The sequence below is a fragment of the Pseudomonas quebecensis genome, from assembly GCF_026410085.1.
GTDB lineage: Bacteria > Pseudomonadota > Gammaproteobacteria > Pseudomonadales > Pseudomonadaceae > Aquipseudomonas > Aquipseudomonas quebecensis.
In genome coordinates this window covers 3,285,001-3,301,274 of the sequence record NZ_CP112866.1, presented here as the reverse complement: position 1 = coordinate 3,301,274, position 16,274 = coordinate 3,285,001, and the positions used below count along the sequence as shown (strand labels likewise).

The 16,274-nt window shown below is 58.5% G+C and carries 14 protein-coding genes and 1 rRNA gene (1 of these 15 running past the window's edge); 8 read left to right on the top strand and 7 right to left on the bottom strand.

The genetic code is table 11. The features are described from left to right. Positions 1 to 393: 393 nt before the first annotated feature. From OSC50_RS15260 to OSC50_RS15245, 4 genes are read left to right on the top strand one after another with little or no spacing between them, the layout of a single operon-like run. Positions 394 to 1,548, top strand: a complete 1,155-nt coding sequence (locus OSC50_RS15260) for a KamA family radical SAM protein (protein WP_253511778.1) — start codon at positions 394 to 396, stop codon at positions 1,546 to 1,548. Positions 1,549 to 1,577: 29 nt separating this feature from the next. Continuing rightward, positions 1,578 to 2,945 carry an ATP-grasp domain-containing protein gene (locus OSC50_RS15255; RefSeq protein ID WP_181079894.1) on the top strand — a complete coding sequence of 456 codons (1,368 nt, stop codon included), beginning with the start codon at positions 1,578 to 1,580 and terminating at the stop codon, positions 2,943 to 2,945. 4 nt (positions 2,946 to 2,949) lie between these two features. Next, a complete protein-coding gene (locus OSC50_RS15250; protein ID WP_253511781.1) occupies positions 2,950 to 3,675 on the top strand; it encodes a 2OG-Fe dioxygenase family protein in 726 nt (241 codons plus the stop codon). Then, the gene (locus OSC50_RS15245) at positions 3,672 to 4,904 is read left to right on the top strand and encodes an MFS transporter (protein ID WP_253511784.1); all 1,233 of its coding nucleotides are present in this window, start codon (positions 3,672 to 3,674) and stop codon (positions 4,902 to 4,904) included. The genes OSC50_RS15250 and OSC50_RS15245 overlap by 4 nt, the downstream gene beginning before the upstream one ends. A gap of 31 nt (positions 4,905 to 4,935) precedes the next feature. Here OSC50_RS15245 and OSC50_RS15240 read toward each other — a convergent pair whose 3' ends face one another. The 5 genes from OSC50_RS15240 to msuE all read right to left on the bottom strand — a co-directional run bounded on the left by OSC50_RS15240 (position 4,936) and on the right by msuE (position 9,604). After that, on the bottom strand, positions 4,936 to 5,394 hold the full coding sequence (locus OSC50_RS15240) for a VOC family protein (protein ID WP_181079891.1): 459 nt from the start codon (positions 5,392 to 5,394) through the stop codon (positions 4,936 to 4,938). Positions 5,395 to 5,529: 135 nt separating this feature from the next. Next, the gene (locus OSC50_RS15235; protein WP_181079890.1) at positions 5,530 to 6,633 is read right to left on the bottom strand and encodes a sigma-54 interaction domain-containing protein; all 1,104 of its coding nucleotides are present in this window, start codon (positions 6,631 to 6,633) and stop codon (positions 5,530 to 5,532) included. Between the two features lie 10 nt (positions 6,634 to 6,643). Next, the gene (locus tag OSC50_RS15230; RefSeq protein ID WP_253511790.1) at positions 6,644 to 7,831 is read right to left on the bottom strand and encodes an acyl-CoA dehydrogenase family protein; all 1,188 of its coding nucleotides are present in this window, start codon (positions 7,829 to 7,831) and stop codon (positions 6,644 to 6,646) included. A gap of 57 nt (positions 7,832 to 7,888) precedes the next feature. Further along, positions 7,889 to 9,028 (bottom strand): FMNH2-dependent alkanesulfonate monooxygenase, encoded by a 1,140-nt coding sequence (gene ssuD, locus OSC50_RS15225; RefSeq protein ID WP_253511793.1) that lies wholly within the window; start codon positions 9,026 to 9,028, stop codon positions 7,889 to 7,891. 12 nt (positions 9,029 to 9,040) lie between these two features. Next, complete coding sequence (gene msuE, locus OSC50_RS15220; RefSeq protein WP_181079887.1) at positions 9,041 to 9,604, bottom strand: FMN reductase; 564 nt, start codon at positions 9,602 to 9,604, stop codon at positions 9,041 to 9,043. Between the two features lie 391 nt (positions 9,605 to 9,995). On the opposite strand from msuE, the gene OSC50_RS15215 reads away from it, so the two are divergent. The 3 genes from OSC50_RS15215 (at position 9,996) to OSC50_RS15205 (ending at position 13,518) form a co-directional block, all read left to right on the top strand. Continuing rightward, positions 9,996 to 10,265, top strand: coding sequence for a hypothetical protein (locus OSC50_RS15215; RefSeq protein WP_253511798.1), 270 nt, complete (start codon positions 9,996 to 9,998; stop codon positions 10,263 to 10,265). Between the two features lie 234 nt (positions 10,266 to 10,499). Beyond that, positions 10,500 to 11,660: a cysteine desulfurase family protein gene (locus OSC50_RS15210; RefSeq protein WP_266248723.1), complete on the top strand. Its 1,161-nt coding sequence runs from the start codon at positions 10,500 to 10,502 to the stop codon at positions 11,658 to 11,660. A 49-nt stretch (positions 11,661 to 11,709) separates the two neighbouring features. Next, entirely contained in the window at positions 11,710 to 13,518 is a 1,809-nt protein-coding gene (locus OSC50_RS15205) for an aminopeptidase P family protein (protein WP_253511804.1), read from the top strand. Between the two features lie 56 nt (positions 13,519 to 13,574). On the opposite strand, the gene OSC50_RS15200 is transcribed toward OSC50_RS15205, so the two are convergent. Continuing rightward, positions 13,575 to 13,856: a hypothetical protein gene (locus OSC50_RS15200; protein ID WP_181079883.1), complete on the bottom strand. Its 282-nt coding sequence runs from the start codon at positions 13,854 to 13,856 to the stop codon at positions 13,575 to 13,577. A gap of 165 nt (positions 13,857 to 14,021) precedes the next feature. Continuing rightward, positions 14,022 to 14,909 carry a threonine/homoserine exporter RhtA gene (rhtA, locus tag OSC50_RS15195; RefSeq protein ID WP_181079882.1) on the bottom strand — a complete coding sequence of 296 codons (888 nt, stop codon included), beginning with the start codon at positions 14,907 to 14,909 and terminating at the stop codon, positions 14,022 to 14,024. A 695-nt stretch (positions 14,910 to 15,604) separates the two neighbouring features. Between rhtA and OSC50_RS15190 the strand changes: the two genes are divergently transcribed. After that, positions 15,605 to 16,274, top strand: a 16S ribosomal RNA gene (locus tag OSC50_RS15190); it runs 867 nt beyond the window's last position.

The following is a 16,274-nucleotide window of genomic DNA, read 5'->3' as shown; positions in this document are numbered from 1 at the left end:
GCGCAAATGAAAGAAAATGTTTCAGGGCTGCGCTTTGCCTTGGATCAACCGTACGTTGGGGGTCGGCAGGCTGGCCTGAGCGATGGAGGCCTTACGGCCGTCAGGGGTTAATCCCTGAAAAAAAGATGGGTATTTTTTTGACATCGGCCAAACCATCGTCTTAAGTGTAGGCGGACTTGGAAGTCAAACGCTTATTAAAAGGATGTAATGAGATGGTTAAGTCCCCAACCTATCTGCTGGAAAGCAGCCCGCGCGCATCACTTCTTTGTTATTGATAAACACGTTAATAAGTTGATCTCATGTCGCCGTTGCCTGGCGCCGGTATTGTCATGAGTCAACGAATTACTATTCAAGAACGGCGCGCACTCAAGTTAAAACAGAGAGACAGCACGGATGTCTATTTTCGATCGCTCAATCAATAGTTCGGTGCAGTGGCAAGACTGGCGCTGGCAGCAAAAGAACGCCATTCGCGATGAATATTCGCTTCGTGTTGCGTGCGGTGGCTGGAGTGAAGAAACCTCTGCGCATATCGAGCATAACTTGCAAGATCGCAAGATGCAGATCACGCCTTATTACGTTGATCTGATCAATCGTTCACTGACCGGCGGCGAGGTCATGGACCATCCCTTGTGGCGGCAAGTCGTGCCGTATTGGAGTGAGCAGGTCAGCGGCGATTATGACGGTACTTCCGAGAACTGGGAGTTGAGTCACGAGATGAAGACGCCTATTTGCCAGCACAAGTACGATAATCGCGTCATCCTGCGCATGACGAACACCTGCAATGCCTATTGCCAGTTTTGCTTCGAAGCGCTGCGCACGCTGCAGGTGGATACCGCCAAAGCCAACGCCAGCACGGACTCCTTCAAGGAATCCCTGGCCTATATCCGCGCGAACCCGGCGATTGAAGAAGTGATCCTCAGCGGTGGCGACCCCCTGATGCTGGCTGATCGAAAGCTTGAAGAGAATTTGGCGGCGCTGCGTGGCATCAGCGACGAACTGCTGATACGCATACACTCGCGCGCCTTGAGTTTTAATCCGTTCCGGGTCACTGATGCCTTGGTGGCGATGCTGGAAAAGTACAACGTCAATGCATTCGGCGTGCATGTTTGCCATCCCTTGGAACTCAGTACTGAATTTGCCGCCGCGGTCAAGCGTATTCAAAGTGCAGTGCCGATTGTCTTTTCCAATATGCCGCTATTACGCGGTGTAAATGATGACGAGGCGACGCTGCATAAACTGTTTATCGATCTTTATCGCCTGGGTGTGAAACCGTATTACTTATATCATTTCATGCCGTTTTCGCCGGGGGCTTCGCAATATAAAGCTTCAATCCCTCACGCTATCGATATTATGAATCGACTCAAGCGGCGCGTATCCAATATTGCCCTGCCCGAATATGTGCTGCCGCACGCTCAAGGCAAGTTCACGGTGCCTTTGTTGGACCTGGAAAAACCTGAAGACCTGCCATACTTCGACGTGGTTGGCGGGCAGCGTTATTACTGTTTTCGCAACTGGGAGGGCCATTGGTGCCGTTGGCAGGATGCCTGATTAACTTACGGAACAAGGTCGCACCCATCATGAATCAAGACGCTATTTTATTTATTGATGTCGATGACAGCGCTTCTGTTCGCTATCACTACCGTGAGCCGCACTTCGCCGTTGCTCGCGCCCGAGGGCTGCGGTGTCTGACCGCCGGCGTGGCGGGGCGCAGACACCTGCAGCGGCTGCTGGATGACAGCGACGAAGTGTTCCTGCTGGACGCACTGAGCGAGCTGAGCATTCTGGAACTGGTCGGCGAACTGGATGGGCGTTATCGCATTCTGGCGATTTTCTGCCAGGCCGGTCATCCGTCCGCCCAAGGCGAAGTAGGTCGTATCGTCGCGCAGGCGTGTCGGCGGCTCGGGCTGGTGCATAGCCAGCCGGATGCCATCAGCGCGTGTAATAACAAGTTCCTGATGCGCCGAATGCTGAAAAAGCAAGGGCTTCGCTCCGTGCCGTTCGCCCTGTGCCAGGACGAGCGAGAACTTCGCGAAGGTGCCGAGCGGGTCGGGTATCCGCTCATTGCCAAACCGCCCTTCGGCGGTGCGTCGGCGTTTATCAGGAAATGTTCGAATTGGACTGAGCTGCAGGACCATTACCGGCATTTCGTCGAGCAACACGGCGCGGCTGCCTACGCGGATTTCTATGGTTGTGCCCACGCGTTGCCGGAAGAGGACGGTCAGAGGCATGAGTATCATCCGGGTCGCAGTGTTCTTTTAGAAGGCTATATACCCGGCATCGAAGGCAGTGTGGAATGTGTGATGCTCGGCGAGCGCGCCCACGCGGTGCTGATCAACGAGAAACTGCTGCTCACCGAGCGCAGTGGCACTGTGCTTGAGAACCTGTTGATTTCGCCGCCGACGTCGTTCACCCAAGCCCAATGCGAGCAGATCCGTGCTTATGCGGTGGATTGCCTGAAGGTGGTCGGCCTGACCAACGCCGTGGTGCATTTCGAATTCCGAATGACCGCCGAGGGCCCGGTGGTGATAGAGATCAACCCCCGCGTGGGAGGCCTGTATGTGAGCGCGGCGTTCCGTGACCTGGCTGCGATCAACCCCTTTGAACTGTATCTTTCGTTGCTGCTGGGCGACCAAACGCTTGACGCAAAACTGGAGGCAGGCGCGCGCAAGGTCCTCGAGGCCCGGCAACACTACGCAATGCTGGCGATTTATCCGCAGCACAGCGGCCAATTCAGGGGCATCGAAGGTTCGGCGTATCTGGATCGACACCCCTCGGTGCTGGAGTACGCGCAGCAGGACCCCGGCAATACCATTGACGCGGATATCGAAGAGCACTATCTGCTCAAGTGCTGGGCCCAGGTCGACGATGCCGCCCATGCCTATGCCCTGCACGAAGCCCTCGTGCACAACCTGCGCGTGATCATTGATCGCCCTGCTGAAGGATAGAAGCGTGAATACCCAGCAGATTTCAGCGCGCTTGCTTGAGCAGCGGTATTGTCATTACCGCGACTTTGCCGCGTTGGTTGCGGCTGGGCCAGGCGAAGTGCAGAGCTTTTGTGCTTACTGGGCAAACCTGGTCCGGGACGAGGCGTTCAAGGAATACACGCATCGCGAACGTCGCATCCTGCGCTATCGTTTATCGCCTGGGCGTCAATTGCAGATCGACCGGAACGCCGCGTACACGTCCACCGTCACTTACGCCGTCAACTACCGCCAGGGCGTGAACCATTTGAGCTATTGCGAGGATGGCTTTATCGAGCATCCGCTGATGCGTAAAGTGTTGGCCACCGACCTTGCGATCATTGGCCCGTGCCTGGATGAGCAGGCGTACACCATCGATATCCACCAGTTCCGGATCAGGGCGGAGGCGTACTCAAGCAGCCCCACGACGTCAGGCATTCATCAGGACGGCCTGGACTGGGTGTTCATGCACTTCATCGGCGAATGCAACACGGTGCCGGTGGTCTCGGAGATTTTTACCCATGAGACAGAACAGAGCCGGGTGTTCAGCCTGCCAATGGCGCATTTCCTGGAAACTATCGTGATCAATGACCGTGGTCTCTACCACCGCGCTGCTGAGGTTCGACCGCAGACGCAATCCGCGCCAGCCTGGCGCGATGTGTTATTGGTCAGCCTGCGTCGCCAGAGCGTTGATGATGAGGCCGCGTCTTCATGAGCCAGGATGTTCAGCAGGGCCTGTCGACCCGAAACGCGCGGCTGATTGTCTTTGCCCGCGGCGTTTCGGACTTCGGTGCGTTTCTCAACATGGTGGCGTTATCCACCTATGTTTATTGGCTTAGCCAAAGCGTGGTGTTTGTCAGTGTTTTTCTGGCGTGCCGGGTGACCGGCGGGATTGTCGCCAGTCTGTTCGGTATCCCGTTTTTTCGGCGCTTTGCCGGGCGCGGCACGCTGGCCGGGCTGGACCTGGCGCGGGCACTGCTGTTGGTGCCGCTGCTGGTGCTGATACCCGCGCATCAGTTGAGCGTCCTGCCCTTCATCGCGTTTGGCATCGGCTTGTGCAATTCGCTGTTTGCCATCGGCCTCAACAGTCAACTGCCCACGTGGGTGGCGCTTGAGCAGCGGGTGGACACCAACGCGTGGATCACGTCTGCGGCCGCCACGGGGGCGGTCTTCGGCAGTTTGCTTTCAGGGTTGCTGATCGCCACCGGCGGTTTCGAAGCGGTGTTCGCGGTCAACATCGGCACCTACGGGGTGGCCGCGTGCCTGATCCTGCCATTACGCGCCTTGTATTCGGTTGCCATGGCCGAGCATCGCAGCTTCGCTGCCGAGTGGCACGCATTGACCAAAGGGCTGCGAGGCGCGCCTGTGCTGGCGGCCATGTTGCTGATCAGCATGCTCGACACCCTGGGCAGCGCCGCGCATAACGTGGGCTGGCCGGTACTGTCTCAATACATTTCGCCGGATACTGCGAAAACCGTCATGGGTTATCTGCTGGCGGTCTGGGCCTGCGGTAAGTTCGTCGGCGCACGGCTGGCCAGCGCGGTGTTGAAAGGTCGCGGTCTGCACGCCATGGAGCGCCTGTTCATGCTGGGTGTGGCGCTGATGTCCAGCGGCTTTATCCTGACGTTTCAGCAGACCCAGTTGTGGCTGGCGCTGCTGCTGGTGGTGTGGGCCGGGCTCGGGGACGGGATATCGGAGGTGGCCCTGGTGTCCCGTGCACAAAGTGAACCCGATCGCCTGCGCCTGCCGCTCTTCAGTTTATTGACGCTGATTCAAATGGCCGGTTTCGGCGTGGGGATGCTGGTGGTGGGGCCGTTCTACCTGACGTGGACACCCGCCCAAGTGATTATTCTGTTCCATGGGCTGCCGCTGAGCGCGCTGCTGATCATGACTGTGTGGATAGGCGCCCGCGCAGCACGGCAGGTCGAGTCGACCCCCCCATGAACTGCGCGGGTATAAAACCGATAGCCGACCTTCATCCCTGCCTGAACAGCTCTTCGGCGCGCTGGTGGATTTGTTCAGGAGTCAGGTCTTCCTTGCGGGTCGCCAGGAACCAGAGGTGGCCATACGGATCTTTCACGGTTGCGCTGCGATCGCCATAGAACTGGTCCTGCGGCTCGGACACGACCTTCGCGCCGGCGGTAACGGCTTGCTTGAATTGCTCGTCCACGTTTTGGACATAGAGATGCAGGCCGACACTGGCGTGTTCGTCTGGATTGCGCAGGGCCGCTTCATCGCAGGGCGAACCCAGCATGATCGCTGAACCACCCATGCGCAGTTCCGCATGGCCGACCCGGCCGTCGGGCATATCCAGGCGCATGATCTGTGTGGCGTTGAACGCTTTCTTGTAGAACTCGATGGCTTCGGCGGCCTTGTCGATGCCCAGATAGGGCGTGATGCTCTGGTAGCCCTCGGGTATTGGGTTGACGCTCATAGCGTTCTCCTTGATTGGCGAGTGGATAAAACCGGAATGACCGGTTTTTCACTATAGGCGACGTCAATCAAGGCTATGGCGCTTCCGACGAGGGGGATTGGGTGTCGAGCCAGTCACTGCGCGTGGCGCTGTCGACTAAATGGATAGATGCAGCATTCGCTCGCCTTGAAGGGTTTCCCCAGGCCGGCGTTTGTTAACCGCCAGTTCGCCGATCTTGATCAGGCGGGTGCGTGTCACATTACGGCTCAGCCCCAACAGATTGGCGGTGTGCACCTGGTTGTAATGACTGAACCGGTACGCGGCGCGCAGCAGGGTGTCTTCGACTTTTTCATGCAGGGCGCCGGCCTGTTCTTCGAACAGCTTCTGGAAGGCTCGCTCCAGCAGGGCTTCGGCACTGTTATCGGCAACGTGCCCCGGGTCGTCCTGGCGCTCGATACGCAGGTTTGAGAGGCGCAGGTCATCGCGCTCGATCACGCCGTCGCGGCAGATCAGCAGGGTGTGGTGGATCACGTTTTCCAGCTCGCGAATATTGCCCGGCCAGCTGTAGCTTTTGAGCTTGAGTTCCGCTTCACGGCTGATGGCGATCGGGCCGTAGCCCAGGCGTTGGCTGTAGGCTTCGATAAAGTGGCGAACCAGCGGGAGGATATCGCCTGGGCGTTCGCGCAGCGGGCTGAGTTCGAGGCTGACCACGTCGAGGCGATAGTAGAGATCTTCGCGAAAATGCCCGGCGTTGATGGCCTTTTCCAATTGCACATTGGTCGCCGCCAGCACGCGCACATCAATCGCAATACTTTTGCGAGAGCCCAGGCGCACCACTTCACGCTCCTGCAGCACCCTTAGCAATTTGACCTGGATCGCCATGGGCAGATCACCGATTTCGTCCAGGAACAGGGTGCCGCCGTCGGCTTCTTCAAACCAGCCTGCCTTGGCGCTGAGTGCGCCGGTGAATGCGCCTTTCTCATGGCCGAACAATTCAGCTTCCACCAGGGATTCGGAGAAGGCCCCGCAGTTCACCGCCACGAACGGACGATTACGCCGCGCGCTGAGGTTATGAATGTGGCGGGCCACCAGCTCTTTGCCGGTGCCGGTCTCGCCGATGATCAACACACTGGCTTCGCTGGGCGCCACTTGCTGGATATGGTCGAGCAGGGCCTGGGACTTGGGGTCTTCAAAGACCTGCGCGGTGGCCCGGATGGAGGTCGCCAGGGCCGGTGAGGGCGGTAGTGTCAGAAGCTGCATGAGGCACCTCTCAGGAGTAGAACGTTGGAGTCGGCAGGGACTGGTTCAACGCCCAGTCCCCCAGTTCGTGGAGCTTGTAGTCCACCGGGTCGTGCAGGGTTTGCGTGCGCAGGTTGCGCCAGTGTCGGTCCAGGCGCAGCGATGCGTGGGTGGACCGCGCGCCGGTGACTTCGAACAGACGGCTGCACAAATCCAGGCCTTGGCGAGTGGCGGCGACTTTGGCGGTGGCAATGGCAATCGCTAATTGACCCCGTTGCTTTTCACCCAAGGCCGGTCCTTTGGCCCAGGCCTCATCCAGTAAATCGGCGGCGCGTTCGACCAGCAGGCGTACGCTTTCGAGCGCCACCCAGAACTCGCCGTAGTGATGCAGCACGTAAGGGTCCTGGTCTACGCCTTGGGCGCCGGACTTGTGCCACGGGCGGCTCTCGGTGAGGGTGTAGTGGCGTGCCTCTGCAAAGGCGCCTTCTGCAATGCCGAGAAACATATGGGTAAAGGTCAACTGCGCAATCAGCGGCCGCAGGCAGGCAAAAGGGGTACTCAGTGGGCCCGGGTCGAGCAGCAATTCCGATTCCTCCACACGTACCCGTTCGAAGCTCGCGCTGCCGCTGTCGGTCTGGCGCTGGCCGATGTTGTTCCAATCATTGTGCAAAGTAATGCCGCTGCGGCCGCTGGGGATGGCGGCAATCAGCAATTTGCCGCCAGCGTTCTCGTCCACTGCGGAGGCGATCAGCATTTGGGAATCGCTGGCTCCGGAGCAGAAACTTTTCTTACCGGAAAACTCTCGCCAGCCGCCGAAATCCTTTACCACGGTGCGGGTGTCCAGCGGGTTGAGGGCGTTGCCCCAGAACCAGTTCTTGCGTGCGGTCTGTTCGAACCACGGCTGCCATTGGTCCGGCCGTGAAAACAGGCGCACGGTGGCGAGCATCAGGTGGTGGAAACCGAAGACGTGGGCGATGGAACTGTCGACCTTGGCGAATTCGCGCACGACCGCCAGTGTGCTGCTCCACGTTGCTCCCAGCCCACCGTATTGCGCAGGGATGCTGAGTGCCAGCAGGCCGCTCTGGCGCAGGGCATCACGTTCGGTTTTGGGCGTGCCACCGTGTTCGTCGCGCTTAACCGCAGTGAGAGCGAATTCGGCGGCCAGCAGTTTGGCGGTTTGCAACGGTGATGGCGGGACGCTGTGAGGTTTGGCTGTCACGGGTATTCCTCTTTATCGAGGTGGGAATGGCCGGCGCCGCTCCCACCGCTGCGTCGATCAGTTCTTCGCGGGCAATACATCGTTGGCAATCATTTCGCCGAACGGGCCGGTGAGGTTGGTGATGCCACGCCCGGCCAGGCTGGCGTAGGGCTCGGGCAGCAATGGAAATACCTGTTCGGCAAAGCGATACGCCTCTTCCAAATGGGGGTAGCCGGAAAAGATGAAACTCTCGATGCCCAGGTCCGCGTACTCCTTGATGCGCTCGGCCACTTGCTGTGGGTTGCCCACCAGGGCAGTTCCGGCGCCGCCGCGCACCAGGCCGACGCCGGCCCACAGGTTGGGAGCGATTTCCAGGTTGTCGCGGCGGCCGGCATGCAGGGCGGCCATGCGTCGCTGGCCTTCGGAGTCAAAGCGCGAAAAGGATTTTTGCGCGGCGGCGATGGTCTCGTCGCTGATGTGCTCGATCAATTTGTCGGCGGCTTTCCAGGCGTCTTCTTCGGTCTCGCGCACGATTACATGCAGGCGGATGCCGAACTTCACGGTGCGCCCGTGGCGAGCGGCGCGTTCACGCACATCGGCGAGTTTTTCCGCGACGGCGGCAGGCGGTTCGCCCCAGGTCAGGTACACGTCGACCTGCTCGGCGGCCAAGTCATGGGCCGCGTCCGAGGAGCCACCGAAGTACAGCGGCGGATAGGGCTTCTGCACCGGTGGGTAAAGGGCCTTGGCGTTCTGTACGTGCAGGTGCTTGCCTTTGAAGTCCACGGATTCGCCCTGAAGGACGCGACGCCAGATTCTGAGGAATTCGTCAGAGACTTCGTAGCGTTCGGCATGGTCGAGAAAGCTGCCGTCGCCGCGGTTTTCATCCGGATCGCCACCGGTGACCACGTTGATCAGCAAGCGCCCGTTGGACAGGCGATCCAAGGTCGCCGCCATCCGTGCAGATACCGTGGGCGAGATGATGCCTGGGCGAATCGCTACCAGGTAGCGCAGGCGCTCGGTCAATGGCACCAGCGCCGAGGCGATTACCCAGGAATCTTCGCACGAGCGACCGGTGGGAATCAGCACGCCGTGGTAACCCAGGCTGTCAGCGGCCTGGGCGACCTGCTTGAGGTAATTGAGTGTCACCGGCCGTGCACCTTGAGTGGTGCCCAGGTAATGACCGTCGCCGTGGGTGGGTAAGAACCAGAAAACATCCATGACTCATTATCCTCAGGCAATTTTCAACAGTGAGGGCGCATGCACGGCCAGCAGCGGCGCAGCGCGCTCGGCAGCCAGTTGGATACGGCCTTTCAGTAGCTCGCTGGTGATCTGGTAGTCGGTAAAGTCGGCTTCAGTGGCGTACACACCGATGGGCAGGGTCAGTGCCTGGAAGAAGCTGAACAGCGGACGCAGCTGATGATCCAGCACAAGCGCGTGCCGTTCGCTGCCGCCGGTGGCCGCCAGCAGAACCGGCGTGTTGACCAGCGCGTTGAGACCTATCAGGTCGAACAGGTGCTTGAGCAGGCCTGGGTAAGAGCCGCGATACACCGGCGCGGCAACGATCAGCAGATCGGCCTGTTCGATACTCAGCAGTTGAGCTTCGATCTCGGCGGGTAACTCGTCGCGCGACAGGGCCGCGCCTAATGGCCGGGCGATGTCGCCCAGTTCGATCAGCGTGGACTGGATTGGCAATCGCGTGGCCAGTTCATTCAGCAGCGCTTGGGCCAGTACACGTGTTCGAGACGGGCGCCAGGCTCCCCCGGAGAGGGCGACAACGTTTAGAGGGCGGGTCATGCACAGTTCCTTTTTCAACAGGGTTCGTAACAGGGTGTGCACCGGGTTGAGCAAGAGCTGTACCAATAGCCGCAGGCCTCGGCTGGCGGGGCTTGCGGGCTTAGCGTTGCGAAGCGGCTGTTGCCTGCCTGCTGTTTTGTTGAAGAGCTGTTGCCTGGACAACAGTTGTGCAGCAAACAGTTTCGGCGTGTTGAGCGCATTTATAGAAGGTCATTGTTATTCCGTAAATGACTGTATTTTTATATTTATAGATCAATAAGGAATATTCGTGATAGCTATCGAAGGTGCCGGAAAGGTTGATAGCAACTATCACGGACGATGATTTTTCACTCTGCAGGGGCGGGAGTAGCCTGTGTTCATTGACTTGAACCTCTCTCTCAGGACCGCCGCCATGCACCGTTTTCTTGCTGTTTCCCTATTACTTGTCGTCTCTGTACTCGCCGGTTGTGCGAACCATCCTGCCCCTGAGTTGCGTCCTTACTCAGCGGAAGAAACCAAGCAACTGGCGCTGGAATCGTTGAGTCGTCGTGGACTGTCTTTTGACGAATACCAACGCCAGCGCGCAGCGTTGACCGGCCAGCCGGCCAAACCCTTCGGCTTTGATAGGCAGGGCGAAATGAACGCCGAGCGCAGCATCACGTTGCACGGGCGCCCCAGTTGACCCCCGTTCGGCGGCAAAAAGCCCGAGGTTTCCTTCAAGAATCCTCGGGCTTTTTGTTTTCCTTGGGGCCGCTTCAGCCTGTTAAGCTGAATTTCAGGAGCGTTCCTACGCACAATTAAATAAAGTGGTCCTTCTTTAATGGCATCCGATCGGGTAAACCTGATGACCTCTTGTTCCGGTCAATGCCCCTGAGACACTACTCTCGGGAACCTGCTCTGCGAGTGTTTGAACGTCATGACTAAACGTCCGTTGTATTTCGACTACGCCGCCACCACACCGGTGGATGAGCGGGTCATCCAGGTGATGGTCGAATGCCTGGGCTTCAATGCCAATTTCGGTAACCCGGCGTCCAGCTCCCATGCCTTCGGCCAGGCGGCCAGGCACACGGTCGAGCAGGCGCGACGTCAGGTCGCCGAGTTGGTGGGAGCGCAGCCTGAGCAGATCGTCTGGACTTCCGGTGCGACTGAATCCAACAACCTCGCGATCAAGGGTGTGGCCCAGGCGCGTGGCATCGCGGGTGGGCACATCATCACCAGCCAGATCGAACACAAGGCCACCCTGGATACCGCGCGGCAGATGCAGGAGGCCGGCGTGGCCGTGACCTACCTGGTGCCGGACGCCGATGGTTTGATCAGCGTCGAGGCGGTCAGCGAGGCATTGCGCGATGACACGTTCCTGGTGTCGCTGATGCTGGTGAATAACGAACTGGGCACCCTTAACGACATCCCCGCCATCGGCGCGCGCGTGCGTGAACAAGGGGCCTTGCTGCATGTGGATGCGGCGCAGGGGGCGGGTAAGGTCGCGATTGACCTGGCGCAGTGGCCGGTGGACCTGATGTCGTTTTCCGCGCACAAGCTGTATGGCCCCAAGGGCATCGGCGCGCTGTACGTAGGGGCGCGTGCGCAGCAGAAGGTATCGGCACAGATTCACGGCGGTGGGCATGAGGGCGGCTTGCGCTCCGGCACTCTGGCGACCCATCAGATTGCCGGCATGGGAGCGGCGTTTGCCTTGGCGTCCGAGTCATTTGTCGAGGAGAACGCCAAGGTGATGACGTTGCGTCAGCGTTTGCTCCAGCAGTTGGACGGCGTAGCCGGCGTGCGCCTCAACGGCAGCCCCACCGAACGTATCCCCCACACCCTGAGCCTTACGTTTGGCGAAGGTGAATTCAACTCGGCTGCGTTGAGTGCGGGCATCGCGTTCTCTGCGACGTCGGCCTGCAACTCGGCCAACAATGCGCCGTCCCATGTACTTCTGGCATTGGGCCATGACGCCCGTAGCGCCGGTCGTACCATTCGCTTGAGCCTGGGGCGGTTTACCACCGAGCAGGACATCGACCAGGCGGTTCAGTTGATCAAGGCGGCACTCGCCACTGCACCGGCGTTCTGGGCGGTCTGAGTTTTCAGTCGCAACACATAACAATTATTCGTGGTTAGCAGGAGACACAATGAGCACGCAGCCTTTGATCCATGGAACGGTTCCGCAGCGCCTGGCGCATACCCGTGAGCTGATGAGCCGCGAAGGCATTCATGCCCTGCTGGTGCCGTCGGCCGATCCGCATTTGTCGGAGTACCTGCCGGGTTACTGGCAAGGGCGACAATGGCTGTCCGGATTCCATGGCTCGGTGGGCACGCTGGTTGTTACCGCCGACTTCGCCGGTGTTTGGGCCGACAGCCGTTACTGGGAGCAGGCAACCAAGGAACTGAAGGGCAGTGGTATCGAGCTTGTGAAGTTGCAGCCGGGCCAGCCCGGCCCCTTGGACTGGCTTGCCGAACAGACACCTGAAGGCGGCGTGGTTGCGGTGGACGGCGCGGTGATGGCGGTCGCGTCGGCGCGAACCCTGAGTGCCAGGCTGGCAGAGCGTGGCGCGCGCCTGCGCACCGACATCGACCTGCTCAATGAGGTCTGGAAAGATCGCCCGAGCCTGCCCGAGCAGCCGATCTATCAGCATCTGCCGCCACAGGCGACTGTCAGCCGAGGCGAGAAGCTCGCTGCGCTGCGCGCCAGTTTGAAAGAGAACGGCGCCGATTGGCATTTCATCGCCACGCTGGATGACATCGCCTGGTTGTTCAACCTGCGTGGCGGTGACGTGTCGTTCAACCCGGTGTTTGTGTCTTTTGCATTGATCAATCAGCAACAGGCCACGTTGTTCGTGGCATTGGGTAAAGTCGACGCCGAGTTGCGCGCTGCGCTTGAGCAGGACGGCGTGACGCTACGTGACTACAACGAGGTAGCGAACGCGCTACGTGGCGTTCCGCCGGGCGCCAGTGTGCAGGTTGACCCGGCTCGCGTGACAGCCGGTCTGCTGGAAAGCCTGAATGCCGGCGTCAAGCTGATCGAAGGGCTTAACCCGACCACACTGGCTAAATCGCGCAAGAGCCTGGCCGATGCAGAGCATATCCGCCGGGCCATGGAGCAGGATGGCGCTGCGTTGTGCGAATTCTTCGCCTGGCTGGACAGTGCGCTGGGACATGAGCGCATTACCGAGCTGACGATCGATGAGCGCCTGACGGCTGCGCGTGCGCGTCGTCCCGATTATGTATCGCTGAGTTTCAACACTATTGCGGCATTCAATGCCAATGGCGCTATGCCCCATTACCACGCCACCGAAGAAGAGCACGCGGTTATCGAAGGTGATGGTCTGTTGCTGATCGACTCGGGTGGCCAGTATCTGGGCGGCACTACGGACATTACACGGATGGTGCCTGTCGGTACGCCGAGCGATGAGCAAAAGCGTGACTGCACTCGTGTGCTCAAGGGGGTGATTGCGTTGTCCCGTGCGCATTTCCCCAAGGGTATCTTGTCGCCGTTGCTGGACGCGATCGCTCGTGCGCCGATCTGGGCCGATGGCGTGGATTACGGACATGGCACGGGCCACGGCGTAGGTTATTTCCTCAACGTGCACGAAGGCCCGCAGGTGATTGCCTATCAGGCCGCGCCTGCGCCGCAGACTGCGATGCAACCCGGAATGATCACGTCTATCGAACCCGGCACCTACCGCCCTGGACGTTGGGGTGTGCGAATCGAAAACCTGGCGTTGAATCGCGAGGCGGGCAGGACTGAGTTTGGTGAGTTCCTCAAGTTCGAAACCTTGACCTTATGCCCAATCGACACCCGTTGCCTGGAGTCTTCCATGTTGACGGCGGATGAGCGCGCGTGGCTCAACGCTTACCATGAACAGGTGCGTGAGCGCTTGAGCCCTTTGCTCAGCGGTGCGGGGCTTGAATGGTTGCAGGTGCGTACGACACCGATTTGATGATTGCCATTTCAAGTGGGCGTCGGCCAGGCAGTCGACGCACGCTTTGAGCCCGACTACTTGCAAATCACGATCATGCTGCGACTGGTATAGCCGGCAGGGTTCAGGCCGAAAGGGTAGTCACCTGGCTCTTCGGAATTGTCACCGGACTTCGCGATGACCCGGTAGCCCTTGGTGCCGCAGGAATGGGTTGCGCTGGTGTAGCACTGATCCCAGGAGGAGGACAGGCCGGAGCAGTTGATGTGCAGTCCTTTTTTGCCTCTTTTCACTTCTGTTTTTGTGGTCGCCGCACAGCCAGCAATCGCTACGACCATCAACAGTATCAAAATTCGTTTCATTCCCATCCTTAAATAGCCGCTTCGCAATGTTTGAAGTCGGCTCTATTCGCTCTCGAGCGTAGCGTTCGTGCTGTCCTTGTCGAAAAACTCCATGAATGCGATTGGTTTGCTGGCTAAACATGGCCTAAATGCGCTGCAAATACCAGATCTACATGCGTTGATGACTTAATCCGCCGGGACCAGCGGTTTGGACTCCTTACGCATGGTCAATGTGGCTCCGATGGATGCCAGAATGATGCAGGTGATGGCCATCCACTGCGCTATGGATAAGTGCTCCTGAAGGAAAAACAGCCCGGACAGCGCGCCGAAAGCCGGCTCGATACTCATGAGCGTGCCGAAGGTGCGGGCGGGCAGGCGCGTGAGCGCAATCATCTCAAGTGTGTAGGGCAGGGCGGTGGAGAGAATGGCCACTCCAATGCCAATCGGGATCAGCGCTGGCGTCAGAAGGGCGGTGCCTGCGTGGACAATGCCGATAGGTGCCACGAACAGTGCGGCGATCAACACCCCCAGAGCAGCGGTTTGGACGCCATTATCGTTCCCCGCCTTCTGCCCGAACAGGATATAGAGTGCCCAGCAGATCCCCGCGCCCAGGGCATAGCCGGCGCCGAGCAAATCAATTCCGTGGCTGGCTTCACCCAAAGGAATCAAGAGCACCAGCCCGACGATCGCGAGGGCTATCCACAGGAAATCGACCGCTCGGCGCGAGGTATAGATGGCGACGGCAAGCGGGCCGGTGAATTCAAGCGCTACGGCGACACCCAGTGGGACGCTGCGCAGTGACATATAAAAGAGGAAGTTCATTCCGCCCAGGGCCATCCCGTAGATGATTACAGTACGCAGCGATTTGGCTGTCAGCCTTGCGCGCCATGGGCGCAGTAGAAGCAGCATGATCACGCTGGCGAAAATCAAACGTACGGTCGTTGTTCCTTGCGCACCGACGATAGGAAACATACTTTTGGCCAATGAGGCGCCGGTTTGAATGGACGCCATGGCGATCAACAGCAGGCCGACGGGAAAGAATGTCGATACCAGGCTGCGAGAAGAGGAGGTCATTAGTAATGGGTCCGGGTCATGTTCGGGAGGCAGGCCCTATATGATGCTCAAATGAACATGGCTGAGCAATATATTGCTCAGTTTAGAGTGTGTGGGCCTGCTTTTAGATAACGTAAGGTACTTTTTCAGACAGTTGATAGAAAAATCAAATTAACGCTTGACGGCAGATTCCAGAAGTCTATAATTCGCCCCACTTCCGGCGCAGTCGAAACGGAAAACTTCTTGGTAAACAAAGAGTTACGCAGAATTCGACAGCGGATCGCTTCAGTTCATCGAAGCCCAGAAGGAGTTGGTAGAGCAAGCTTGTTTGGCTCTATTAACGTTTCGATCTTCTCGGTCGAAAGCGGAGAAAAAGAGGTGTTGACAGCAGCGTGTAACGCTGTAGAATTCGCCTCCCGCTAACGAGAGATCGGAAGCGCAAGTGGTTGAAGTTGTTGAAGAAATCTTCGAAAGCTTCTGAAAATAATCACTTGACAGCAAATGAGGCTGCTGTAGAATGCGCGCCTCGGTTGAGACGAAAGATCTTAACCAACCGCTCTTTAACAACTGAATCAAGCAATTCGTGTGGGTGCTTGTGGAGTCAGACTGATAGTCAACAAGATTATCAGCATCACAAGTTACTCCGCGAGAAATCAAAGATGTAACCAACGATTGCTGAGCCAAGTTTAGGGTTTCTTAAAAACCCAAAGATGTTTGAACTGAAGAGTTTGATCATGGCTCAGATTGAACGCTGGCGGCAGGCCTAACACATGCAAGTCGAGCGGTAGAGAGAAGCTTGCTTCTCTTGAGAGCGGCGGACGGGTGAGTAATGCCTAGGAATCTGCCTGGTAGTGGGGGATAACGTCCGGAAACGGACGCTAATACCGCATACGTCCTACGGGAGAAAGCAGGGGATCTTCGGGCCTTGCGCTATCAGATGAGCCTAGGTCGGATTAGCTAGTTGGTGGGGTAATGGCTCACCAAGGCGACGATCCGTAACTGGTCTGAGAGGATGATCAGTCACACTGGAACTGAGACACGGTCCAGACTCCTACGGGAGGCAGCAGTGGGGAATATTGGACAATGGGCGAAAGCCTGATCCAGCCATGCCGCGTGTGTGAAGAAGGTCTTCGGATTGTAAAGCACTTTAAGTTGGGAGGAAGGGCCATTACCTAATACGTGATGGTTTTGACGTTACCGACAGAATAAGCACCGGCTAACTCTGTGCCAGCAGCCGCGGTAATACAGAGGGTGCAAGCGTTAATCGGAATTACTGGGCGTAAAGCGCGCGTAGGTGGTTTGTTAAGTTGGATGTGAAATCCCCGGGCTCAACCTGGGAACTGCATTCAAAACTGACTGACTAGAGTATGGTAGAGGGTGGTGGAA

What these genes read in the sequence shown, in the direction of transcription:
- OSC50_RS15260 (WP_253511778.1), top strand. Translation starts at nt 394, where the DNA reads ATGTCTATTTTCGATCGCTCAATCAATAGTTCGGTGCAGTGGCAAGAC.
- OSC50_RS15255 (WP_181079894.1), top strand. Translation starts at nt 1,578, where the DNA reads ATGAATCAAGACGCTATTTTATTTATTGATGTCGATGACAGCGCTTCT.
- OSC50_RS15245 (WP_253511784.1), top strand. Translation starts at nt 3,672, where the DNA reads ATGAGCCAGGATGTTCAGCAGGGCCTGTCGACCCGAAACGCGCGGCTG.
- OSC50_RS15240 (WP_181079891.1), bottom strand. Translation starts at nt 5,394, where the DNA reads ATGAGCGTCAACCCAATACCCGAGGGCTACCAGAGCATCACGCCCTAT.
- OSC50_RS15235 (WP_181079890.1), bottom strand. Translation starts at nt 6,633, where the DNA reads ATGCAGCTTCTGACACTACCGCCCTCACCGGCCCTGGCGACCTCCATC.
- ssuD (WP_253511793.1), bottom strand. Translation starts at nt 9,028, where the DNA reads ATGGATGTTTTCTGGTTCTTACCCACCCACGGCGACGGTCATTACCTG.
- msuE (WP_181079887.1), bottom strand. Translation starts at nt 9,604, where the DNA reads ATGACCCGCCCTCTAAACGTTGTCGCCCTCTCCGGGGGAGCCTGGCGC.
- OSC50_RS15215 (WP_253511798.1), top strand. Translation starts at nt 9,996, where the DNA reads ATGCACCGTTTTCTTGCTGTTTCCCTATTACTTGTCGTCTCTGTACTC.
- OSC50_RS15210 (WP_266248723.1), top strand. Translation starts at nt 10,500, where the DNA reads ATGACTAAACGTCCGTTGTATTTCGACTACGCCGCCACCACACCGGTG.
- OSC50_RS15205 (WP_253511804.1), top strand. Translation starts at nt 11,710, where the DNA reads ATGAGCACGCAGCCTTTGATCCATGGAACGGTTCCGCAGCGCCTGGCG.
- OSC50_RS15200 (WP_181079883.1), bottom strand. Translation starts at nt 13,856, where the DNA reads ATGAAACGAATTTTGATACTGTTGATGGTCGTAGCGATTGCTGGCTGT.
- rhtA (WP_181079882.1), bottom strand. Translation starts at nt 14,909, where the DNA reads ATGACCTCCTCTTCTCGCAGCCTGGTATCGACATTCTTTCCCGTCGGC.